Source organism: Mesorhizobium sp. P2_B5, from assembly GCF_056404775.1.
Genome location: NZ_JBFUDJ010000006.1, coordinates 313,447 through 333,933, shown reverse-complemented (window position 1 = coordinate 333,933; position 20,487 = coordinate 313,447). Strand labels below are relative to the sequence as shown.

The following is a 20,487-nucleotide window of genomic DNA, read 5'->3' as shown; positions in this document are numbered from 1 at the left end:
GTACGCAGGCCGCCCTGGCCCCGCCGGCGAGCGCAGCCGCGCAAGGATCTTCTCGAAGCGATACCACTTCACCAGCGACGACAGCCGGTCCAGCCGACCACTCCGACCAAGACCCTGTGGCAGCAGAGCCTCCACAAAACTGAACTGACCGCTCGGCTTCGTCGTCATCGCAAAATCCCCGTTTCAAAAACAGGGAATCACATCCATCCAATTTTGCAACAGTCCCACAGGGGGAGATGGCCGGCAGGCCAGAGGGGGGTGCTGTCCCGCCAGCCTACCGTCGCTTTCGCCGCCCGAGTCGAGGGTCTTCGCACCGAGGCTGGCGATCCTTCACACCCCCCTCTGCCCTGCCGGGCATCTCCCCCGCAAGGGGGGAGATCAGCAGTTCGAACCCCTACCCTAAAAACTCATTGCTGAAATACACTCCAAAATCCGGCCTTTCCTTCAGCACCTTGCCATCACCATCGAGCAGGATGCCGGCGTTGAAGAGGTAGGTTCCCATCGCCTCGACCTTGGCCTTGTCGATGGTGCCGATGACGCCGTCCTGGCTGCGCAAAAAGTGTCCGTCGACCAGCATCTTCAGCGAGGCGTGGATCAGCGCCGGGTCGGTCAACGCGTCCTTGTTGGAAGCGATCAGCAGATCGCCGGCATCTTGCGGATGATCGACGGCGAATTGGTAGCCGCGCCGCGTTGCCTCGACGAAGGCGGAAGCCGCTTTTGGGTTTGCCTGGAGATAGGCATCGCTGGAGGCGATGACGGTGGTGTGCTCGTCAGGCACGCCATAATCGGCATAGCGGAAGCCGCGCTGCCTGATGCCTTTCAGCTCGGCATCGACGCCTTCCCAGGTCGAGACCTCCAGCGTGAAATCGACCGAGCCGTTGGCCAGCGCCTCATAGGCCGAGGTGCCGAGCGTCACCGTCTCGAAACTGCCCTTGCCGCCATCGTGGCGGATGATGGTCGAGATCAGCGTGTTTTCCCAGGCGCTGCCGAAGCCGCCATAGGTCAGGCCGTCGAGATTCTTCGGGCTCTTGATCTCGCTGCGATCCGCGTTGAAGACCAGCCGGCCGGTCTCCTGCTGCACCACGGCGTAGACCGCCTTGAGGTCGGCGCCTGCGGCACGCTGGGTGAACAGGCCGACGCCGGCAATGCCGAAATCGGCGATGCGGTTGGCAACCAGCGTGCCGGCGCCGGTATCGCCATAAGGCAGGATGTCGACGTCGAGCCCGGCCTCGTCGTAAAAGCCTTTGTCGCGGGCCACAAACAGGCCGATATGGTTGGTGTTGACCGTCCAGTCGAGCGCGACGGTGACTTTTTGCGCAGCCGCATGAGCACGCGAGGCCAGCGGCAGTCCGGCAGCCAGCGTCAAAAGCAGCGCTTGCCGGCGGGTGAATTCGGTCATGATGATCTCCTTTGAGCGGTCTTCGGGAACGAGGCTCGGTCAGCCCCGGGATTGAGCAGCGTGTCGAGGATTTCGGCTTCGAGCACAGCGGCCTGGCGCGCGGCATCGCTGCCGGTGGTGCGCGGGCGCGGCAGCGGCACGGTAATCTCGCTGATGATGCGGGCGGGCCGTGACGACAGGAGATAAATGCGGTCCGACAGGTACACCGCTTCACGTACATCATGGGTGATCAGCAGTGCCGTCCAGCGATGACGCTGCCACGTGCCTTCCAGCGAGCGCTGCATGGCCGCGCGTGTCAGCGCATCCAGCGCGCCAAAGGGCTCGTCGAGCAGCAGCATGTCGCGTTGCTGCACCACTGTGCGCAAAAGCGCAGCGCGCTGACGCATGCCGCCGGAGAGCTCTGCCGGCCAGGCGTGCTCGAAGCCGGCAAGGCCGAATTCGGCGAACAGCGGCGCGACTTGCTCGCGTGCCGCCCGTCGCGGCATGCCCTGCACTTCGAGCCCCAGCGTCACATTGTCGATGACGCGCCGCCACGGCATCAGCGCGTCGCGCTGCGGCATGAAGGCGAAATGGCGGCCATGGTCATCGAGTGGCGCACCGTCGAAGCGCATGTCGCCCTCGCCTTTCAGCGCACCGGTCAGCAGCTGGAACAGTGTCGACTTGCCGGCGCCGGAGGGCCCGAGGATGGACACGAACTCGCCGGCCGCGACATGAAGCGAAATGCCCGCGAGCACCTCCAGCGCGCCGAAGCTTTTGCTGATATCGCGGAGTTCGAGCCGTGTCATTGGGAGCTCTCTCCCGAAGGCTTGCCGCCGCGGCTCTCGCTCCCCGCATTTTCCCAGGGCATGGCGAGGCGCTGGATGAGCACCGCAAGGCCGAACAAAGCAAGTGTGAGCGCCGCGCTGACGGCGACCGCGGCGAGCACCAGATCGGGGCGGAAATTGTTCTTGGCGTTGAGCATGTAGATGCCCAATCCCTTCGCCGCCCCTGCATATTCGGCGAAGATCGCGCCAACCACGGCGTAAGTAATCGAGATCCTCAAACCGGCGAAGAAATAGGGCAGCGCCGAAGGCAAACGCGCCAGCCAGAAGATGCGCCAGCGCCCTGCCCCCATGGCCGCGAGCATCTGGGCAATCTCCTTGCTCGTGGCAGCGTAGCCTTCGACCAGCGCCACCATCATCGGGAAGAAAGTGACCAGTGCAACGAGCAGGATTTTCGGCATCAGCCCGAAGCCGAACCACAGCACGATGAGCGGCGCGATGGCGACCAGCGGCAAGGTCTGGCTGACGATCAGCAGCGTGAAGAGCGCGCGGCGCAGCGGGGCCAGAAAATCGACCAGCGCCGAAAGCACGAAGGCGGCAATCAACGAGCAGGCGAAGCCGGCAAGCGTGGCGCGGATGGTGGGAAGCGTATTGTCGGCAAGGGCAGCGCGGTTCTCCCAGGCCTGCAGCAACACGCGCGACGGCGCCGGCAGCATGCCGTGCGTGACGCCGCCATAGCGAGCGTAGAGCTCCCAGGCCGCGAGGAGCAGGGTGAAGGAGATGGCGGCGGGGCCGATTTTGGTGACGGCGGAGGGGACAGCCGATCTCCCCCCTTGTGGGGGAGATGTCCGGCAGGACAGAGGGGGGCGCGAAGGATCACCAACTTGCGAAACCTGTTCGGAAGCAACGGGTGAAGGCCGCGGACGCAACCAACTGAAAAGCCGGCGGGACAGCGCCCCCCTCTGCCTTGCCAGGCATCTCCCCCACAAGGGGGGAGATTGGACGTCATCACCGCCTTCGCCAATCGCCGAAGCTTCCCCTCCCTTCTGCCGGGAGAGGTCGAATGCGGGGGCATCTCCCCCACGCGATGGGTTGAACGAAACAGCCACGGCAATATCCTCGATGAACGACGCTTGAGCCGCGGCTCAGACGGCGGTCGGGCTGTTCGCAGAAATCGTGATGTCGAGGGTGACGTGGCCGGCGCCCGGGCCGAAGCGGCAGAAGGCTTCACCCAGGGTCGCAAACACCGCGCCGGCATCGCCACGCAGTTTGGTGCAGAAGTTCTTCGAGCGTTCAAAGACGCCGGACTGCTTCAGGAAATCGATGCAGCCATAGATCTCGTCCATATGGTCGCCCGTACCCATCACATAGAGCGATAACTGCGCCGCCACCGGCTGGTCGGTCGATGGCGTGGCCTGGACGGCGCGGATCGCGGCGACCTTGCGCTCGTCCAGCGCAATGGCGGGTCCGCCGGTCTCGTCGGAGCGGCAGATCGGATCGTCGGGCTCGCCCGGGCAACCGCGCGAAACCGCGGCCGAAAGCACGCAGTGCTTGCCGCTTTTGGCCGCCGCCACGAACAGGTCGCGCATGGCTGGAAACAACACCTCGGGCGGCCCGACCAGAAGCGTCGAGATGTCGTCGGTCTCGATCCTCAGCCGGTCGCGCCAGGGATCGAGCGCGCCGAGCGCGCCAAGGATGACGCCGACGAAATCGTCGGTCATGGGATAAAGGGAAATCTGTGCACCGGAAAACATCGCCCGCCTCGCTCCGCTGGTATTATCCAGATCAGCTTTAGGGTCCGAAGGCTTGCCGCCCTCATCTCAGCCCCGACCGTACGGAGCACCCCTGTGGATGGGCGGGTTAAAGCACTGTTCGAGGCATTGGGGAAGAGTATTTTTCGACTGGCATCGCGAAGTATGTTGGGCCAGGTTTGTTGGCTTCAGGAAAATCCGCATCATTTCGAAAGTTGAATTCGTTCAAATTGTACGCGTCATCCTTGACGAAATATCGTACATAAAGTACGATATTTCCTTTCAACAAGGGGAATTCCGTGAGCACAGCGAACCATGGCGCCTTCGCCGACCTCTCCCGCCCGCTGTTGTCACTGCCGCTGCTGCCGCCCTTGTCGCTCGACCAGCGCGAACGCGTTGCCGGAGCATGGCGAATGGCCAGCCAGGACATCGCCGACGATATTCGTTTCATCCGCCAATATTTGAAAGTGATTGCCGAGAAGGACGAGAGGCTGTCGACCGGCACGCTCGTTCACAGCCGCGCCTATGTCGAAGCCTGCGCCGGCTGGCTGCCCCAGACGGTGGCGCGCTATCTGCGCCACCTACGCCAGATCACCGAATGCGAACTGGTCATGACAGCTGCCGGTATCCGCTTTGCCCTCTCGAGTTATGCCTGGGAGGCATAGAGCATCACGCGATCTTCATGCACAATGAATTGCGCTCCCCGTGGAGGCGCAATTCGTCGGGTTAAGAGACCCTGGCGGGCCGAACGGCGACGTCCAGAACGGGGCCGCCCAGGCGAATTCTGCCCTTGCCTATTTCGACTTGGCCTTGCCGGACTTTGCGGCCGCCGGCTTTGCAGCCTTGGGCTTGGCGTCGGCCTTGACGGGCTTCGCAGCAGCCTTCTTCGCCGTCTTCTTCGGTTTGGCGGCCGCACCATCTATTTCGGCCGTGGCCTGTTCCCAGTGCTCCTGATGCGCGCCTTCCGGGCGGCCGGCCTGTTCCCAAATCTCATGTGCGCGCTGGCGAATGCGGTCCTGTCTGTCGTCCGTCACTTAAGCCTCCGTGGTTGGGTCCGATGGTTAGGTCCAGATTCCACGAAAACATTAGCCGAAATTTGAGCCGGCGTCTTGAGTGACGAGCTGCTTTCAATGCGGATCGGAAACGACCGCAACGCCGAGCAGCGCCGCTTTCTTGGTGATCAGCCCGGCGAGGTCGGCATCCGACCGATCCGTGCCGGTGCGCTCCCGCAAGAGCGCAATCGCTTCCTTCATCGACAACAGCGCGGTGCTGCGCTCAGCCAACAGCTTGTCGCAACACGCCGCCACGTTGGTCTCGACATGCGGCAACATGGGCAATGCTCCTTTCATCATTCGGCCCTGCCGCCCCTTATTGGGATGAACGACAGGGCCGTATTGGTGGTTCGGTCAGTTGTGGCCAGCGTTATTCGACCACCTCAACGATCCTGCGCGTGCTGGGATCGACCAACACTGTATGGTTGTCGACAACAGCGTATCTGTACTGAACGTCAGGAACCTCCTGCAGCTCGACAGTGTCGGGCAAGGCGGAGCCGACATTCAATTCGACCCCAAGCAGGCTGACCGAGGCGAGCGGATGTTTTTTTACGTATTGGTGCACGACCGTGCGCTGTTCGGGGGTGATGATCACCTGCTGCTGCGCCGGCTGCGTGACAATGACCTCGTCGGCCGCGGCAACACCGAGACCTGCGATCATGGCGAGCCCGGCGACTGCTGGAATAAGGACGGATTTCATCTTCGTCTCCTGTCGTTGTTGGCGAGCTCCGCCGAGCTCCCGCACGAGGCGAAAACATCACGGATCAAATTGGCGGGCTCCTGGAGGCAAACGCCTCCGGTACGGTCTTGTTCCGTAAGTGGAGACTAATTGATCGGCCCGACCAGCCATTATTGCCGGAACCGCACCGGCATGATTCGCATTGAAGGACGATCCCTCAGGAGGCTTTCAAAATGGACGATATGCGGCTGCAAAATCCCGTGGCAATTGCCGTCGGCGCCGGCTTCCGACGCGACATCACCACGCTGGCCGAGATGCAGAATTTTCTTCGGGAATGGCCGCACGCCAGGCGCGGCAAGATTTACGAAACGGCGCTGAGGGCCTGCGAAATGGCCAGGGCTGGACACGTGACCAAGGACCAGGCGCGGCGGGCTTTCGCAGCCTTTACCGAGGCGGTCGGCATTGCCTGGACCGGCATTGATCCGGTGACCGCGCTGCGCCTAGCCAAGGCTGGACCTGGCCGGCCCCGGTCCACACTGTAGAGACCCTCAAGCGAGATCATTGCTTTGGTGGCTGCACAGGCACCTCGCCGGGCTTGATCACCGGTGTTTTGCCCTGGTCCGGCGGCGGCTGCGTCATGCCCTGGTCACCGCTGGGCGGCGGCTGCAGCACGCCGCCGCAAGAACCAAGATCGGCGGTCGAATTGCCATTGCCCTCATCGGAGGAAGGCGGCTGCTGGCCGCCATCCTGGGGCTGCGCCTGGCAAGGCACGGGAGGAGCACCCTCGCCGCTGTCTTGCGCGGCGGCAGGGCCGGCAAGTGCCAGCAGCGCGCACGGCAAGAAAACAAAGATTTTCATTGTCCGGTCTCCGTCTGGAATCGTCTTCTTTTGGCAAATGCAGCCCAGCGGCAATTGGTTCCCCAAGTGATCCCCCACGTGGTTGCTAAGCGGTTCACAAACAAGCTGGGACCGGTTTCGGGAACCTGCTTGCCGGCGCCGAGTTCCACCTATTCGATGCAAGCACTGACCAGGGAGAAAATTATGGACCCGCGTAGAAAACCAAGCGACGAAGTGGAAGCCCCGACGCCGCGCCAGCAGGACTGGGATGCGTTGCGTGGCGCAAGGATCCTGCCCGACGGAGCAGATGAAGAAAGCCTGCCGGACACGACCGGTGTCGAGAAGGAAGGCGACCTGCCCGAGGAAGATGACGACAACCCCTATCAGGATAGTGACCATGCCTTGCCCGACGATGCCGAGGAAGCCGCCATTGGTCGCGACCCGGCGCGGCGCGGTGGTCCTTTCGACGAGGTGTAGGCTCGAAGCAGTCTGCGCCGGACTTTCGTGGCGTTTTACCGGAACTCTTCGTTTGTTCGCTGGTTAGGAAATTGTCCAACCCAGAGGAGACCGGTCATGGATCACACCAGTCACGCACGACTTGCCAGCACGGAACTGACGCCCGACATACTCGAAGGCGCGACCATCTACGGCCCTGACGACGAGAAGATCGGTTCTGTCGATCATCTGCATGGCAGTCAGGTCGTCATCGACGTCGGTGGCTTTCTTGGTATCGGCGCCAAGCCGGTGGCGGTCACCACCAGCCAGCTTGATTTCATGCGCGACGAGGATGGCGACGTCCACGCCGTCACCAGCTGGACCAAGGACCAGCTCAAGGCGATGCCGGAGCATCGCGACTGATATTTTCGAAGGGTCCGGCTGCGGCCGGGCCCTTCGTTCGGCACGCCAGGTGCGCCCTGGCGGTTTGGCTTCAGCGGCGCTCTGGTGATCAGGGAGAGACCGATGATCAGAAAACTCAAATCAGGGAAATACCGCCTCTATTCGCGCAAGGTCGATGAAAAGACTGGACGACGACGCAACCTCGGCACCTTCGACAGCCGCGAGGCGGCCGAAAAACACGAACGCGAAGTCCAGTATTTCAAGCGCCATTGAGATCGCTCCCCGACCTCTTCAGCGCGCAGGCAATCGCCCGACGCTGAGCGTGTGCTGCGTGCACGCTCCGGCACCGACGGCGGCCGGCGCCGGGCAACCCGTCGGCGCTTGAGGCCGACGGGCGCGCGAGCGGCCTTCAGTTCGACGCGGAATCGCCCAGCGCTTCGGTGAGGAAGGACGCAGCGATCAGGTCGTCGGCGTCGAGGCGTAGGGAGCCTTCGCTACCCCCCATAATGGCTGCGACCTTCTGGAAGGTCTGCATCTCGTATTCGGTAATCCTGGCATTTTGCATCCGGGCCTTCAGATCGGCAACGCGTCGGCCCAGTGAGGCGGACGTTCCGATTTCTCTTTTCGACATGGCGTCGTGCTCCTCCCCCAACCCATGCTTGGTTTTGCCTCTGCTCGCTTAGCTGTACCCAGAGATGCCTATTTATAAGGCAGCACGAATACAGTCGCGGCAACGCGCGGTACCAGGGAAGGTTCCAGCATAAAATGGTCACGAAATAATACGGGAGGGCCGGGAGTCTAGAACCGGTGACTGGCGCCGCAACCAGGGGCTGCGGCCGTCAAGCCACGCCATCCCCGCGTCGCCGTTAGCGACGCAGGTCGGACTGCAATCGCGTTGCGCGATCGGTCAGCGAGAGGGCGACGGCACGCCAGAGACCGAGCGCGCAGTTTCTGGCGAGAACACCACGACAGCGAAGACCAGAACGGCAGCGGCGACGATGAGCGAGCCGCCGGCAACGACAGGCTCAATCGCGGGGTTTCCCTGCAACATCACGTAGAGCGCCGGCAGCATGATCACCACGCCAACCGTATAGAGCCAGTAGTGAATCATGGCGATGCGGCGCGCCGCCTTTTGCGGATTGAGCGCGTAGTAACCGCCGAAGATGGCGCTCGTCACCCAGCCCAGCAGGTTGATATGCGCATGCGCCGGGAAGGCGCTGTGATCGCCTGAGATGGCCATCTGCAGGCCGGCCGCAATTCCCAATATGAGGAACACGATGGCGGTTTTGAAAAAGAGTTCTGAAACCTTAGGCATGTCGTTCTCCCCCGATGCCGTTTACCCCAGCATTGCGAAGGCTACACTTAGGAGTGAAGATTTTCCATACCGTACTTGGGGTTAGTAACGCCTTTCCCCTAGGACCGGCAGTTCCCTCGGCCCGTCAAAAAGCCGCCGGGGCGAACCCCGGCGGCATGGTCGTTCTATTGGGCCGTTTCAGCCGCGATCGGCTTACGGCGTTGCCGGAGCCAGCTTGGCGGCCATCTGGTCGATCTTGTCGGCAAGCACGCCGTTGGCCCAGTCGGTGACCTCGGGGTCGACCGGCTTGTTGGCCATATCGGCGAGTGCGTCATCGAGCGATGGGATGTTGCCGGTAGCCGTATCGGCAGCCGTCTGCGCCGCGGCAGCCGCCGCTTCAGCATCCGTGACCGCGGCCTCCAGATCCGCCATCGTTGCGTCCTGGGCCGCCTGCTCCTCGGGCGTTGGAGGCGTAATGGCATTCGCGGCGTCGAATAGTGCCTGCTGGTCAACCACCGCGGCCTGAGCCTCCGTCACCGCCGCATTGGCCTCGTCAACCGCGGCTTGGGCGTTCTTGGCAACTGCCGACGCCGTCACATAAGCCTGAACGCCGGCGAACTTCTTGCTCTTGGAGTTCATATAGGCGTTGATGTTGCGTTGCAGCGAGTTCAGCCGGCCAAGCTTGGCGTGGATGTTCTTTTCCTTGGGCGTCGCGGCGACTTCGACGTCATCGACAGCCTGGTCGTCAGTCGAGGCCTTCTTGCCGGCATGAGCCGATGCCGATTTGCCATGCGAAGCGCTGTTGCCGGATTTGCCGCTGCCGCTATTGCCGTTGCCGCTGCCATTGCCGTTGCCGCCGCCGTTGCCACCACCATGGCCGTGGCCTCCACCGTTACCGTTGCCACCAGCACCAGCCAGGGCCGGAGAGGCCAGAAGCGCAAACGCGGCAAGCGCCGCCAAAAGAGTTTTTCGGGATGTCATAATACCTCCTCGGGGGATAGCCCACCTCCGCCGACTCGCTATAGCAGCGCCATATGAGAATTTGCTAATTCGATGGAGTAAACTTTAGATAAATGTGGTTGCGATACGCGACAATCGGCCTGCAAAAGGCTGGAGACTGGTTCGTAACTAATTGAAATATAAGATAAATATGAAAATCGGAGAGCAGATCGGCCCTTTGCGCGACTGACGCCCTATACTGATCAGACCTTAGGCCCTATTGGCTGTGATACTTAGGTCGAAGCCACCGGAACCGCGACCGTCGTGGCGTAACTTATCGAGCAGGCGTCGAATGCTAGATACGACATCACCGGGCAGCCACCAACGTGGTGATCGAGCTTCCGGTAGAGCCGCTGAGGCGGATCGATTGAGCGCCAGAACGCAGGCTTTCGGAACACCGCCGATGGTCGATTGGGCCGCCCGGGAAGGACGGCCCTTTCAAGCGCTTGCGGCATCTGGGCCTATGGCATCAGCAGGATATCGGCGCCCGGCTGTTCGTCGAACAGCACGGCGCAGCCGCGCCTCAGCGCCACCGCAGACAGGGCATTGGCCACCGCCTCGTCCGGCGACACGAAATCGCCAGTCAGCACTCGCAATTCTTCAACCGCCTTGGCCATCGACACGCAGTGCCCGGCAACGCGATCGCTCGTGCAGGCGTCAACGACGCTGACGAGGTCGATCATCTCGAACTGGCCCATACCAGCCTCCACGAAACAGTGTCCCAACGAGACCATGAACGCCGTGGCGAGAGACAATGTTCCCTGCGCCCGGCGGGAAGGCAGATCAATCACGGCCGGTTCTCCAGCGAATTCACTGGAGGCAAGCGCCTCGCTTGACAGCGGACCCTGTTTGTTCTCTATTTGTTCGTCAAAACCACCCTAGCAACAGACGCGGCTAATGCTGCAACGCCCAAAGGAACGGCCGGGATGGAACCCACCATCCTGCATGCGGATCTCGATGCCTTCTATGCCTCGGTCGAGCAGCTGCTCGACCCGTCGCTCAGGGGCAAGCCGATTGCCGTCGGCGGCGGTGTGGTGCTGGCCGCATCCTACGAGGCCAGGGTTTTTGGCGTCCGCGGCGGGATGCCGGGGCGGCGCGCGCGGGAGCTTTGCCCGCAGTTGATCTTTGTCGGCGGAAATTTCGGCGAGTACCAGAGGCTGGGCGACGCCGCGATCAAAGTGCTCGACGATTTCACGCCGCTGGTCGAGCGCATCTCGATCGACGAGGCCTTTGCCGATGTCGCCGGCTGCACGCATCTGTTCGGGTCGCCGGCCAAGATCGCCGCCACGGTGCGGCGGCGTGTACGGGCCGAGCTTGGCCTGCCGATCTCGATCGGCGTGGCGCGCACAAAGCACCTGGCCAAGATCGCCTCGCAAGTGGCGAAACCCGACGGGCTGGTGGTGGTCGATCCGGCAACGGAGCTCGCCTTCCTGCACGACCTGCCGGTCGGGTTGATGTGGGGCGTCGGCCCGGCGACCAAAGCGCGGCTGGCCGAGATCGGCATCGAGACCATCGGCCAGTTGGCCAAGACCCACAGCGGCGCGTTGCGCCGGCTGCTCGGCCCCGCCGCCGGCGAGAAGCTGGCATCGCTGGCGTGGAACCGAGATCCGCGAAAACTCGAGACGCACCGGCGGGCGCATTCGGCCGGCGCGCAATCGGCGCTCGGCAAGCGGCCGGCCGAGGCCCATGTGTTCGGACCTGTTCTTCTGCATCTGGCAGACCGGGTCGCCAGCCGGCTCAGGGCAAAATCGCGGCCCGGCCGCACGGTGACGGTGCGGGTGCGTTTCGCCGATCTGCACGCGGTCACGCGCTCGGTGACGCTCGATCAGCCGATTTCGGCGACCGCGATGCTGGCCGAAATCGCCGAGGAACTGGTGCGCGGCGTGCTGGCCGCCAACCCTCGGGAGAAGACCATCTCGCTGCTGGCGATCTCGGTGTCGCAGCTGGAAGAAAGTGCCGAGCTGCAGCTCGAGCTGCCGCTCGGCCTCGATGACGAGAAGCAGCGGCCCGGCAGCAAAAAGGGCCTGGCGCGCTTTGGCGCCGACCGTGCCATCGACAAGATCCGCCAGCGCTTTGGCAGAGAGGCGGTCGGCTATGGCGCGGTGGCGCTGGAAGCCCGGCGCTCGGTCCCCGACGCCTTCCGCGAACTGGCGGAAAAGGAGCTGTGAAAACTATCGGCCGGTGCGCCAATAGCGATGCACCTTGACGCCGCTTGCATTTCTCCCATTCCAGGGCTCGCAAGCTATGCCGTCATGGTCGGCGTCGTGCGTCGGCCAGTAGCCCGGTTCTCCCATATGCGCAGGGGCCAGGCCGACGGCACGGGCAACGCTACAGTTCGGAAATGCCGCAAGGTGCCTGAGCACGGCCCAGGGCGAGTCGAACCGAACGCCCAGGAAGCCGGAAACGATGTAGCCGAACAACAGGATGAATGGGACCAGCATGGCCAGCCATCTCAACCTGCCCGACCTGCCGTGGGGGCGACGCATTGGCCAACGCAGGAACGGCAGGAGCATCATCCTTGGCAGCCAAACCTTTCCTTGGCGCAAAAAGTTGCACAGGCAATGTCGCAAACGCTGCACTGCCTCTATAACAGGCTTGGGTCGAGAAAGGCAGGACGTGCGATTGCTTGGGGTTTTCCTGGGAGAGTTCTTGCAGCGTTGGGGCAGACTGTCGCTGGCCCTGCAGTTCCTCATTGCCGGCGGTATCGGGCTGCTGGTGGTGATGCTGGTGGTCGGCCTGTGGGTGACCTCGCAAATTCGGCAAGGCGTCATGCGCAATTCCGCCGCGACCACGGCGCTCTATGTCGACAGCGTCATCGCACCGCTATTGCCAGACATGCGCAAAAGCCGCGAGCTCGACGATACCGTCAAGCGGGCGCTCGACGAGACGCTCGACCAGGGTGCACTCGGCAAGCGGCTAGCGTCGTTCAAGCTGTGGCGGCGCGACGGCACGATCCTCTACGCCAAGGATACGACGCTGATCGGCAAGGTGTTCGAGCCCAACGCCAACCTGGTCGCCGCCTTCAGCGGCAATGTCGTGGCCGAGTACAACGACCTCGACGACGATGCCGAGAGCCGATACGAGAAAAAGACTGAAGCTGGGCCGCTGCTGGAAATCTACAATCCGGTACGCGAACCCTGGTCGGGCGAAGTCGTCGCCGTTTCGGAGTTCTACGAGGTTGCCGACGGCTTCGAGTCGACGCTGAACGTCGCCCTATGGCAAAGCTGGCTGGTTGTGGCCGGCGCAACGGCGGCGGCATTGGCGCTTTTGTCGGGCATCGTCTTTCGCGGCAGCCGTACTATCCAAACCCAGCGGGCGGCACTCGAGGCCAAGATCGCCGAATTGCGGGCGCTGCTGTCACAGAATTCATCGCTGCGCCAGCGCGTGCAGCACGCCTCGCGCCGCGCCACCGCGCTCAACGAACGCTATCTCAGGCGCATCGGCGCCGATCTTCACGACGGGCCGGCCCAGCTCGTGGCGCTGGCGGCACTCAGGATGGACAGCCCGATCTTGCTTGATCCCGGCGCCCCCACCGCGCTGCGCGAAGCCGAGATCGCCAACATCCACAAAACGCTTGATGAAGCGATCCGCGAGATACGCGGCATCTGCAACGGTCTCGTCCTGCCGCAGATCGAGACGGCGGCGGTGCTCGACATATTGCGGCTGGTGGTCGCCGAACACCAACGGCGGACCGGAACCTCGGTTTCGCTGACGCTGCCAAAGCGCTTGCGCGAACCCGGCCCTTCCGAGAAGATCAGCATCTATCGTTTTGTCCAGGAAGGCTTGAACAACGCCTATCGTCACGGGAAAGGCAGGGATCAGGCGGTGAAAGCGGCAATGAAAGGCGGCAAGCTGTTCGTCGAGGTCCTCGACGGCGGTCCCGGATTCGACCCGGCAAGAAGCGAGGGCCTTGGGCTTGCCGGTCTCAGGGAGCGTATCGAGAGCATCGGCGGCCAGTTTGAAACTGTATCTGGCCCACAAGGCACACGACTGGTGATAACATTGTCCATTGAGGAGCAATCGTGACCCAAGCCATCCGCATTGCCATTGTCGACGACCATCCGTTGTTTCGCGAGGGCGTAGCGCGCAGCCTCGGCGAGATCGGCGGTTTCGAAGTGGTCGGCGAAGGCGCCAGCGCCGAGGATGCCGAAAGGCTGGTCGCGGCCATGCGGCCCGACATCGTGCTGCTCGACATCAGCATGCCGGGCGGCGGGCTCGCCGCCGCGGCAAACATCATGGCCGGGCACCCCGGCCAGAAAATCGTCATGCTGACCGTGTCGGAAGCCAATGCCGACGTTGCCCAGGCGCTCAATGCCGGCGCACGCGGCTATGTGCTGAAAGGTGTCGGTTCGAAGGCGCTGGCCGAAATCCTCAGCAATGTCGCGGCTGGCGAAAGCTATGTCTCGCCGACACTGTCGGCCCGGCTTCTGTCGGACCTGTTGCAGCCGGCGAATCGCAAGGCCGAACCCCTCCAGCAGCTCACCGGCCGCGAGACCGATATTCTGCGCCTGGTGGCGGAAGGCTTGAGCAACAAGGAAGTCGCCGCACGGCTTTCGCTGCAGGAGAAGACGGTCAAGCATCACATGACGCGGGTTCTGGCCAAGCTCAATGTCCGCAACCGCACCGAGGCGGCGCTGCTGATGCGCGAGGCGCGGGAGCGCGCGAGTTGACGCGCGGCGCAAGGAAGACACCCATCCGCGCCAGGCACTAAGGCAAAACACATCCGCGCGAAAGCGGCTAGAGCGCTTCACCGTTTCACGGAAACGGCGAACCGCTCTATCTCTTTGTTTTTACGCAATTCCCTAGGGAAAGCGCTCACACTTTTCCTGGAATTGCTCCAGCCTCACAAACTTTTCAAACGTGCCACATCGGCGGGGGTCGCCGCCCGCTCGATAATGGTGCGGTCGAGCGCATCCTTCATCGTGAACCGACCATTTTGGATCCGTTCCTTCATGCCGTTGGGATGGGTGACCGTGATGCCGGTGGCGTCGACCTCGACCTGGTCGCCGGTTGCAGAATTCACATGGCTGGCCTTGCCGGCGCCGGAATTGCCCTTGCCCTTGCCGTTACCGCCGCTGTTGCTGTTACCGTTTCCACCGCTGTTGCCGTTGCCGCCACTGTTGCCGCCGCCACCCCCATTGCCGCCGCCATTGCCGCCGCCACCCCCGCCGCCGCCGCCATTGCCGCCATCCTTGGCGAAGGCATTGCTGGCGGCAATCTTGGCGGCGCCGTCAAAGCTGAGGTGGTAGGGCACAAGAATCAGGGCGAGCGTTGTGGACACCCGCAAGGAAAGCCAGCAGAGTTGGCGCAATCGCGTAATCTGTTCTTCCCCTGACGGTCAGCGAAGACCAATCCGATTTGTCCACAACCGGAATGGCGTTGTTACTAAAACAGCACAAATCGACGGCCTTGCGAAAGCGGCTTACGACCCTTGTCTCGGCAAATACAGACCTTTTTTGTAAAATTGTCAGACTTAAGTCTATCTTTTGCAACCTCTAGCTGCATCCGGTCTGTTTGAGCATGCCGACCAGCCAGGCCAGGCCCGCATCCATCAACGCGACTTTCGGCACGATGGTGTTGACGCTTTCCGCACCGCAACCCGATCCTCGGCCGCGCCATGCAAAGCCAAGAACAATGCTTTCTAGATGAAGGTGGATTTGCGGGTTAGCGCATCGGCGACAAGAAAAGTCGAGACGGGATGACGGTACCGCAAAGGTTGACAGTGTCGATCTGTCAGGCATTATCGCGTGATCGTGGAGGATGCACTGTGAAGAAAACCTATTCGAAGCCGGTGCTGGTCAAAAAAGGCAAGCTTTCGCGGGTTACGGCCGTCACCAATGGCGCCGGTTCCGGCCCGGTCGAGTGAAATCGTTCCGTCTTTCTATCGCCTGAGCCTAGAGCCTGACATTGGAGATGCCGCATGAAGAAGACCTATTCCAAGCCGGTGCTGGTCAAGAAGGGCAAGCTCTCGCAAATCACCGCGAATGGTGCTTCCAACCCTACCCCGGGCTGAACCTTTTCATCCCGATTGATCGAAGTCGTCCGGACAGAGTCGGGCGCCTGATCCTTTCTGAAATTCAGCACGCAACCACCAGATCGTCGAGCACGAGTTGCCAATAGTGGCTCGTGGAAAGGCGCACGCGTGTCACCGCCGCCAGCATCGGCGCGTAGTGCACGGGCGCAAGCGCCGACAGGATGATCGTGTCGCTGGCGATCAGCTTGTCGCCGAGCCAGCTCTCCACCAGTGCGGTTTCGCCTTCGGACTTCAGCCACGCCGCGGTCAGCATTACGGAATGGAACCCGAACGGTTTTTCGCTTGAGAATTCCGCGGGGTGTCCGCTGCTCGTATAGCAGACATGGTCTCCCGAGATGTTGCCGTTGACGTAGCCTTCGCTGCCTTCGGTATGATCGCGCGCAAGTGCGTTCAGGTTGAACCAGGTCAAGCCGGCATAACCGGACGGCACCTTGCGCAGGCCGCGCGTGGTGACATGGTCGAAACCGATGGTCTGCAAAGGCACTGCGCTCTCGACAGCCGTGTTCTCGGGCGACAGCAGGCCAAGCTCGGTCGGATAGGCCGACAAGGCCAGTCGTCGGTCCAAGCCACAGCCGGCAATGTCGATCGCGTCAGCGTCATTGGGCAGGTCGAGGCGGAAGGCGGCGCCATCACTGAGCGGATGCACCGCCACCTCTTGCCCTTTCGCCATCACTGAGACGCTTGCCGAAACGCCGTCCGCCACGCGGCCGCTGAGCCGGCGTATTGGAAACAGGCCGACCGGCTGCAGCATCGCTTCCGAGACCAGCCCGGTGGGCGAGCCCGGCAGCGGCCGGAGGTGCTGCAACTGGACCTCGTTGGCGCTGCTCGACCGCCAGCCGGGCGGCACCGAAACGGTGAAGCGGTAGCTTCCCGGCACATGAATGGGCGCGGCCCGACGTTTCGTCGACGCCAGGAAATTGGCAAAGCCGCCGCGATTGCTCCGCGCCGCGGCGACGAAGCGGCCGTCGCCATCATGCAGTCTGACCATGATGCCGGCCATCGGCCGGTCGCCTAGCCCGTAGCGACCGTCGCGATCGGCATCGAAATAGACAAAGGAAGAGTAATTGAGCTTGCCGTGGTTGCCCGACCAGTCCTGGCGCACGGCGTAGTCGTTGGCAGGATTTTCACGCAGCCGGGCCTTGCGACGCGACCGCGCCTGCCGCCAGGCGAGAGCCGCAACGACAGCGGCGAGCCCGACCAGGAGCAGTGCCTTGATCACGGACGGCTCAAGCAATGCTGTCGGCCCTCGCTGTGCTCATTTGGATCTCCTGCGACAAGCCATATATCGATGCTGCGGGCTCTTGAGCAACCGGACACGCGACCGGCTGACCATGGCATCGGTCTCACATCCCCATTCCGGCCCAGAAACCGCGCTGTTCGGCGGTCTGTTTCAGGCTGCCATGGCATTGATGGATGTCGAGCCCCGGGCTGGTGTTGGCCTCGACGATGACGATGCCGGCCGGCATCAGGGCGACATCCCATCTGTTCACTTGCGCACCTCTCCCTTGTGGGGAGGTCGGACCGAAGGTCCAGGTGGGGGTGCTAGCGAAGACGTTTGCAGGATGTTCCTCGCCCCACGAAGTGGGGAGAGGTGGCGCGGCGAAGCCGCGACGGAGAGGGGAATGGCGCTGCCTTCAACGAGAGAGAAATCACCAACGTCGCAGCCCCCTCTCCGTCCGCTTCGCGGCCACCTCTCCCCCGCTTTGCGGGGGCGAGGAACCCAAGGCTGGCGAGGTTACGCCACCCCATACACCAGGCTCACCCGTCCATCCGAAAGCGCCTCGGCCTTGCGCAGTTCCAGCTTGTGCCGGGCGTGCACCGTGCCAAACAGCGCCTTGCCGTCGCCGGCAAGCAGCGGATAGACGATGAGCCGCATTTCATCGACCAGGCCGGCCTCGATGAGGCTGGCGGTGATGCGGGCGCCGCCCATGAGGTAGATGTCCTTGCCGGGCTCGCGCTTCAGCGCGGCGATGTCGTCGAGGCTGCGCAGGAAGCGCGTCGACGGCCAGGCTGCCGAAGTCATGGTGTTGGACAACACATAGTGCGGGGTTTTCGCGGCAAACCGGGCCCATTCGAGCTCGGCCGGGTCGACCAGCTTGCCGGTCATCGGCAGCGGCTGATCCGGCTCGTTCTCAAGGATCGCGCTCCAGTAGCGCTCATAGCCGGCATACATGACGCCGCCGAGCAGGCAGGCGTCGATCTCAGGCATCAGGCCGTATTCCTCCGACCAGTTGTCGACCCAGTCGGCGAACCCTTCGGGTCCTTCCATCTTGCCGTCGATGGAGATCTTCATTCCAGTGATCAATTTACGCATGACTTCCTCCTTCAGGCTTGCGGGATGCAAGCACGTTGCTTGGTTTCATCAGTTTGCGTGTGCGCCTCGATGGCTGGCGAAGGCGCGTGTTTCGCCGGCCCTTGCGCCGGCATCCGGCGCAAGGGATCGATGGTGCCCCGCCCGGTTAGACCGGACGATGCGTCAGGTCAGGTCCTGCGTCAGGTCAGGCCGGCAGGCGCTGGTCGTAGTCCGTCATGAGGCGGCTCCATCCGTCCCAGAACGGTTCCGGCTTTTCGCCCGTTACGCGGGCGGCCAGGATGTCGAGATGCATGTGCCAGCCGGCGGCATGCATCATCAGGCTCGAGCGGTTGGGCAGGCGGCGGTGGACCAGGGTGAGCAGGACGTCGTCGCCGCGTTGCGCCAATTCGAACGTGACATTGCCGCTGCCGTTCCAGGTGATGGTGAGCTTGCGCGGCGGATCGCATTCGACGATCTGGTTGTGCATCCGCTGCTCGCCGGCAGCGAAGCTGGCCGGCCTCTGGCCGGGCGGGTCGGTCAGTTCGTCGTTGCGCCAGACCAGCTCGAAGGAAGAGCCTTCCTCCATATCCATGTCGCCGGCCGCCAGCCACTGGCGGCGCAGGTCGCTCTGCGTCAGATATTCCCAGACGCGCTCCCTGGTTCCGGGCAAAAGCCGTTCGATCCTCAAGGTGGCGGGCTGGATCAACTCAGCGTAGCCGTCGAAGCTGTTCATCTGGTTCATTGGTCTTCTCCCTCGGATGATGTTGGCTTGGGCGATGTCGGCCTGGATGATTCTGGCTGGGATGATTCTGGCTTTGCCGGCGCCGGCGTCGTCTGCGCTATCGGCGTTTTGCGCTCCTCGCGCAAAAGCTGTTCGAGGACAWCGAGGCGGCTGTTCCAGAAACGCGCGTACTGGGCGAGCCACTCATAGGCGGTGGCCAGCGGGCGGGCCTCGAGGCGGCAGACATGGGTGCGGCCGCGCACTTCGCGCCGGATCAGCCCGGCATGCTCCAGCGCCTTGATGTGCTTGGAGGCGGCGGCCAGCGACATGGCAAAGGGTTCGGCCAGCTGGCTCACCGTGCGCTCGCCGCCGGCGAGGCTGTTGAGCATGTTGCGGCGCGTGGCGTCGCTAAGGGCGTGAAAAACCTGATCCATCTGGGGCGTCTCTAATTCAACCATGTAGTTGAATATAGAGGCGGGCTTTTTGATAGTCAACCGTTTGGTTGAATGTTTTTGGGGGGAGCGCAATCTCCCCCCTCGTGGGGGAGATGTCCGGCAGGACAGAGGGGGGCGCGAAGGATCGCTATGTTTCGGCAGGTCGTATCGGTTAGGACTGACCTCGGATGCTGCTAAACCTTATCGACAGGCCGGCGGGACAGCGCCCCCCTCTGGCCTGCCGGCCATCTCCCCCACAAGGGGGGAGATTAGCAGTTTCTCTCACCCCGCCATTGCCAGCGGCACCGGGCTCTTGTTCGGGATCTGGATGTCGATCTCCAGCGTCGACATGGTCTCGCCGCGGTCCATCGAGACCTGCAGATAGTCCTGGTCGATCTGCACATGCTTGGCGATGACCGCCATGATCTCCTCGCGCAGGATGGAGACGAGGTCTGGCTGGCTGCGGTTGCGGCGCTCATAGGCGAGCAGCACTTGCAGCCGTTCGCGCGCCACCGGCGCGCTGGTGCGCCGCTTGAAGATGTCGAGCAGGTTCATGCCGCCCTCCTTCCCAAAAGACGGTCGAGGAAGCCCTTGCGTTCGAAGGGCACAATGACCGGCAGCTGTTCGCCCTCGAGCCGCTTTGCGGCATCGATGTAAGCCTTGGCGGCGGCGTTGAGCGGCTCCGACAGCGTCACCGGCGAACCAAGATTGGAGGCCCTGAGCACATCCTGGCTCTCGGGAATGATGCCGAGCAGCGGCGTCGACAGGATCTCCAGCACATCGTCGATCGACAGCATTTCACCGCGAGCCGCGCGGGCGGCATCATAACGCGTCACAAGCACGTGCTTGGCGATCTGCTCGCCCTGTTCGGCGCGCAAGGTGCGGGCGTCGAGCAGGCCGATGATGCGATCGGAATCGCGCACCGACGACACTTCCGGATTGGTGACGATGACCGCCTCGTCGGCAAAGCGCATGGCGAGCTGCGCGCCACGCTCGATGCCGGCCGGGCTGTCGCAGAAGACATAGTCGAAGACCGAGCGCAGCTTGCCGATGACCTCGGCCACGCCCTCCTCGGTCAGCGCATCCTTGTCGCGCGTCTGCGAGGCCGGCAGCAGGAACAGCGTCTCGACCCGCTTGTCGCGGATCAGCGCCTGCGACAGCTTTGCCGAGCCCTGGATGACGTTGACGAGGTCAAACACCACGCGCCGCTCGGCGCCCATGATCAGGTCGAGATTGCGCAAGCCGACGTCGAAATCGACCAGCGCCACCTTCTTGCCGGTCTTGGCGACCGCCGCCCCCAGAGCCGCGGTCGAGGTCGTCTTGCCGACGCCCCCCTTGCCCGAGGTGACCACCACTACCTTGCCCATCAATAAAGCCTCCGTTGTTGTTCGTTATG

The 20,487-nt window shown here is 63.0% G+C and carries 31 protein-coding genes, 2 pseudogenes and 1 riboswitch; of the genes and pseudogenes, 11 read left to right on the top strand and 22 right to left on the bottom strand.

What is annotated here, in order from left to right; genetic code table 11:
• The 5 genes and pseudogenes from AC1D1N_RS21665 to AC1D1N_RS21645 form a co-directional block, all read right to left on the bottom strand.
• Positions 1-168: pseudogene (locus AC1D1N_RS21665) on the bottom strand (IS5/IS1182 family transposase); the annotation flags it as partial.
• Positions 169-394: 226 nt separating this feature from the next.
• Positions 395-1,399, bottom strand: coding sequence for an ABC transporter substrate-binding protein (locus AC1D1N_RS21660; protein WP_477350908.1), 1,005 nt, complete (start codon positions 1,397-1,399; stop codon positions 395-397).
• On the bottom strand, positions 1,396-2,184 hold the full coding sequence (locus AC1D1N_RS21655) for an ABC transporter ATP-binding protein (protein WP_477350906.1): 789 nt from the start codon (positions 2,182-2,184) through the stop codon (positions 1,396-1,398). The genes AC1D1N_RS21660 and AC1D1N_RS21655 overlap by 4 nt, the downstream gene beginning before the upstream one ends.
• Complete coding sequence (locus AC1D1N_RS21650; protein ID WP_477350904.1) at positions 2,181-2,876, bottom strand: ABC transporter permease; 696 nt, start codon at positions 2,874-2,876, stop codon at positions 2,181-2,183. Before AC1D1N_RS21650 ends, AC1D1N_RS21655 begins: the two co-directional genes overlap by 4 nt.
• A 429-nt stretch (positions 2,877-3,305) precedes the next feature.
• The gene (locus tag AC1D1N_RS21645; RefSeq protein ID WP_477350902.1) at positions 3,306-3,914 is read right to left on the bottom strand and encodes a YkoF family thiamine/hydroxymethylpyrimidine-binding protein; all 609 of its coding nucleotides are present in this window, start codon (positions 3,912-3,914) and stop codon (positions 3,306-3,308) included.
• A riboswitch (TPP riboswitch) is annotated at positions 3,905-4,017 on the bottom strand. (Overlaps the previous gene by 10 nt.)
• A gap of 193 nt (positions 4,018-4,210) precedes the next feature.
• Between AC1D1N_RS21645 and AC1D1N_RS21640 the strand changes: the two genes are divergently transcribed.
• Positions 4,211-4,576 (top strand): hypothetical protein, encoded by a 366-nt coding sequence (locus AC1D1N_RS21640; protein ID WP_192248771.1) that lies wholly within the window; start codon positions 4,211-4,213, stop codon positions 4,574-4,576.
• 129 nt (positions 4,577-4,705) lie between these two features.
• On the opposite strand, the gene AC1D1N_RS21635 is transcribed toward AC1D1N_RS21640, so the two are convergent.
• The 3 genes from AC1D1N_RS21635 to AC1D1N_RS21625 all read right to left on the bottom strand — a co-directional run bounded on the left by AC1D1N_RS21635 (position 4,706) and on the right by AC1D1N_RS21625 (position 5,663).
• On the bottom strand, positions 4,706-4,945 hold the full coding sequence (locus AC1D1N_RS21635; protein WP_112566789.1) for a DUF2934 domain-containing protein: 240 nt from the start codon (positions 4,943-4,945) through the stop codon (positions 4,706-4,708).
• Between the two features lie 93 nt (positions 4,946-5,038).
• Entirely contained in the window at positions 5,039-5,242 is a 204-nt protein-coding gene (locus AC1D1N_RS21630) for a hypothetical protein (RefSeq protein WP_112566786.1), read from the bottom strand.
• Between the two features lie 91 nt (positions 5,243-5,333).
• Entirely contained in the window at positions 5,334-5,663 is a 330-nt protein-coding gene (locus tag AC1D1N_RS21625) for a DUF1236 domain-containing protein (protein ID WP_112566817.1), read from the bottom strand.
• A 212-nt stretch (positions 5,664-5,875) separates the two neighbouring features.
• On the opposite strand from AC1D1N_RS21625, the gene AC1D1N_RS21620 reads away from it, so the two are divergent.
• On the top strand, positions 5,876-6,184 hold the full coding sequence (locus tag AC1D1N_RS21620) for a DUF982 domain-containing protein (protein ID WP_477350900.1): 309 nt from the start codon (positions 5,876-5,878) through the stop codon (positions 6,182-6,184).
• Positions 6,185-6,200: 16 nt separating this feature from the next.
• Here the strand turns inward: AC1D1N_RS21620 and AC1D1N_RS21615 are convergent, their stop codons facing one another.
• A complete protein-coding gene (locus tag AC1D1N_RS21615) occupies positions 6,201-6,500 on the bottom strand; it encodes a hypothetical protein (protein WP_477350898.1) in 300 nt (99 codons plus the stop codon).
• Between the two features lie 183 nt (positions 6,501-6,683).
• On the opposite strand from AC1D1N_RS21615, the gene AC1D1N_RS21610 reads away from it, so the two are divergent.
• The 3 genes from AC1D1N_RS21610 to AC1D1N_RS21600 all read left to right on the top strand — a co-directional run bounded on the left by AC1D1N_RS21610 (position 6,684) and on the right by AC1D1N_RS21600 (position 7,589).
• Complete coding sequence (locus AC1D1N_RS21610; RefSeq protein ID WP_477350896.1) at positions 6,684-6,956, top strand: hypothetical protein; 273 nt, start codon at positions 6,684-6,686, stop codon at positions 6,954-6,956.
• A gap of 96 nt (positions 6,957-7,052) precedes the next feature.
• Positions 7,053-7,337, top strand: coding sequence for a PRC-barrel domain containing protein (locus AC1D1N_RS21605; protein ID WP_436259250.1), 285 nt, complete (start codon positions 7,053-7,055; stop codon positions 7,335-7,337).
• A 102-nt stretch (positions 7,338-7,439) separates the two neighbouring features.
• A complete protein-coding gene (locus tag AC1D1N_RS21600; protein ID WP_142870100.1) occupies positions 7,440-7,589 on the top strand; it encodes a hypothetical protein in 150 nt (49 codons plus the stop codon).
• 136 nt (positions 7,590-7,725) lie between these two features.
• On the opposite strand, the gene AC1D1N_RS21595 is transcribed toward AC1D1N_RS21600, so the two are convergent.
• The 4 genes from AC1D1N_RS21595 to AC1D1N_RS21580 form a co-directional block, all read right to left on the bottom strand.
• Positions 7,726-7,947, bottom strand: coding sequence for a hypothetical protein (locus AC1D1N_RS21595; RefSeq protein WP_352587464.1), 222 nt, complete (start codon positions 7,945-7,947; stop codon positions 7,726-7,728).
• 276 nt (positions 7,948-8,223) lie between these two features.
• A complete protein-coding gene (locus tag AC1D1N_RS21590; protein ID WP_112566770.1) occupies positions 8,224-8,631 on the bottom strand; it encodes a heme-copper oxidase family protein in 408 nt (135 codons plus the stop codon).
• Positions 8,632-8,823: 192 nt separating this feature from the next.
• Positions 8,824-9,591, bottom strand: coding sequence for a hypothetical protein (locus AC1D1N_RS21585; protein ID WP_436259249.1), 768 nt, complete (start codon positions 9,589-9,591; stop codon positions 8,824-8,826).
• 479 nt (positions 9,592-10,070) lie between these two features.
• Positions 10,071-10,400 carry a hypothetical protein gene (locus AC1D1N_RS21580; protein ID WP_436259248.1) on the bottom strand — a complete coding sequence of 110 codons (330 nt, stop codon included), beginning with the start codon at positions 10,398-10,400 and terminating at the stop codon, positions 10,071-10,073.
• A gap of 135 nt (positions 10,401-10,535) precedes the next feature.
• Between AC1D1N_RS21580 and dinB the strand changes: the two genes are divergently transcribed.
• Positions 10,536-11,777 (top strand): DNA polymerase IV, encoded by a 1,242-nt coding sequence (dinB, locus tag AC1D1N_RS21575; RefSeq protein ID WP_477350893.1) that lies wholly within the window; start codon positions 10,536-10,538, stop codon positions 11,775-11,777.
• 3 nt (positions 11,778-11,780) lie between these two features.
• Here the strand turns inward: dinB and AC1D1N_RS21570 are convergent, their stop codons facing one another.
• A complete protein-coding gene (locus tag AC1D1N_RS21570; protein ID WP_477350891.1) occupies positions 11,781-12,050 on the bottom strand; it encodes an excalibur calcium-binding domain-containing protein in 270 nt (89 codons plus the stop codon).
• 280 nt (positions 12,051-12,330) lie between these two features.
• Here AC1D1N_RS21570 and AC1D1N_RS21565 point away from each other — a divergent pair, with 280 nt between their 5' ends.
• Together AC1D1N_RS21565 and AC1D1N_RS21560 are read left to right on the top strand one after the other, a co-directional pair.
• Positions 12,331-13,635, top strand: coding sequence for a sensor histidine kinase (locus AC1D1N_RS21565; RefSeq protein WP_477350922.1), 1,305 nt, complete (start codon positions 12,331-12,333; stop codon positions 13,633-13,635).
• A complete protein-coding gene (locus tag AC1D1N_RS21560) occupies positions 13,632-14,279 on the top strand; it encodes a response regulator (RefSeq protein ID WP_477350889.1) in 648 nt (215 codons plus the stop codon). The genes AC1D1N_RS21565 and AC1D1N_RS21560 overlap by 4 nt, the downstream gene beginning before the upstream one ends.
• Positions 14,280-14,452: 173 nt before the next feature.
• On the opposite strand, the gene AC1D1N_RS21555 is transcribed toward AC1D1N_RS21560, so the two are convergent.
• Positions 14,453-14,890, bottom strand: coding sequence for a hypothetical protein (locus AC1D1N_RS21555; RefSeq protein WP_477350887.1), 438 nt, complete (start codon positions 14,888-14,890; stop codon positions 14,453-14,455).
• A gap of 300 nt (positions 14,891-15,190) precedes the next feature.
• Between AC1D1N_RS21555 and AC1D1N_RS21550 the strand changes: the two are divergent.
• The 3 genes and pseudogenes from AC1D1N_RS21550 to AC1D1N_RS21540 all read left to right on the top strand — a co-directional run.
• A pseudogene (locus AC1D1N_RS21550) lies at positions 15,191-15,277 on the top strand (DUF924 family protein); the annotation flags it as partial.
• 99 nt (positions 15,278-15,376) lie between these two features.
• A complete protein-coding gene (locus tag AC1D1N_RS21545) occupies positions 15,377-15,475 on the top strand; it encodes a putative RiPP precursor (protein ID WP_477350886.1) in 99 nt (32 codons plus the stop codon).
• A 54-nt stretch (positions 15,476-15,529) separates the two neighbouring features.
• Positions 15,530-15,622: a putative RiPP precursor gene (locus tag AC1D1N_RS21540; protein ID WP_477350884.1), complete on the top strand. Its 93-nt coding sequence runs from the start codon at positions 15,530-15,532 to the stop codon at positions 15,620-15,622.
• 64 nt (positions 15,623-15,686) lie between these two features.
• Here the strand turns inward: AC1D1N_RS21540 and AC1D1N_RS21535 are convergent, their stop codons facing one another.
• The 7 genes from AC1D1N_RS21535 to minD all read right to left on the bottom strand — a co-directional run bounded on the left by AC1D1N_RS21535 (position 15,687) and on the right by minD (position 20,458).
• Positions 15,687-16,862, bottom strand: a complete 1,176-nt coding sequence (locus tag AC1D1N_RS21535) for a hypothetical protein (protein ID WP_477350883.1) — start codon at positions 16,860-16,862, stop codon at positions 15,687-15,689.
• Between the two features lie 124 nt (positions 16,863-16,986).
• Positions 16,987-17,133, bottom strand: coding sequence for a hypothetical protein (locus AC1D1N_RS21530; RefSeq protein ID WP_477350881.1), 147 nt, complete (start codon positions 17,131-17,133; stop codon positions 16,987-16,989).
• 245 nt (positions 17,134-17,378) lie between these two features.
• Entirely contained in the window at positions 17,379-17,957 is a 579-nt protein-coding gene (locus tag AC1D1N_RS21525; RefSeq protein WP_112560971.1) for a dihydrofolate reductase family protein, read from the bottom strand.
• Between the two features lie 184 nt (positions 17,958-18,141).
• Positions 18,142-18,678, bottom strand: a complete 537-nt coding sequence (locus tag AC1D1N_RS21520; RefSeq protein ID WP_477350879.1) for an SRPBCC family protein — start codon at positions 18,676-18,678, stop codon at positions 18,142-18,144.
• A complete protein-coding gene (locus tag AC1D1N_RS21515) occupies positions 18,675-19,115 on the bottom strand; it encodes an ArsR/SmtB family transcription factor (RefSeq protein ID WP_477350920.1) in 441 nt (146 codons plus the stop codon). The genes AC1D1N_RS21520 and AC1D1N_RS21515 overlap by 4 nt, the downstream gene beginning before the upstream one ends.
• Before the next feature lie 258 nt (positions 19,116-19,373).
• Positions 19,374-19,646 (bottom strand): cell division topological specificity factor MinE, encoded by a 273-nt coding sequence (gene minE, locus AC1D1N_RS21510; RefSeq protein WP_112560940.1) that lies wholly within the window; start codon positions 19,644-19,646, stop codon positions 19,374-19,376.
• The gene (gene minD, locus AC1D1N_RS21505; protein ID WP_029869303.1) at positions 19,643-20,458 is read right to left on the bottom strand and encodes a septum site-determining protein MinD; all 816 of its coding nucleotides are present in this window, start codon (positions 20,456-20,458) and stop codon (positions 19,643-19,645) included. The genes minE and minD overlap by 4 nt, the downstream gene beginning before the upstream one ends.
• Between the last annotated feature and the right edge of the window lie 29 nt (positions 20,459-20,487).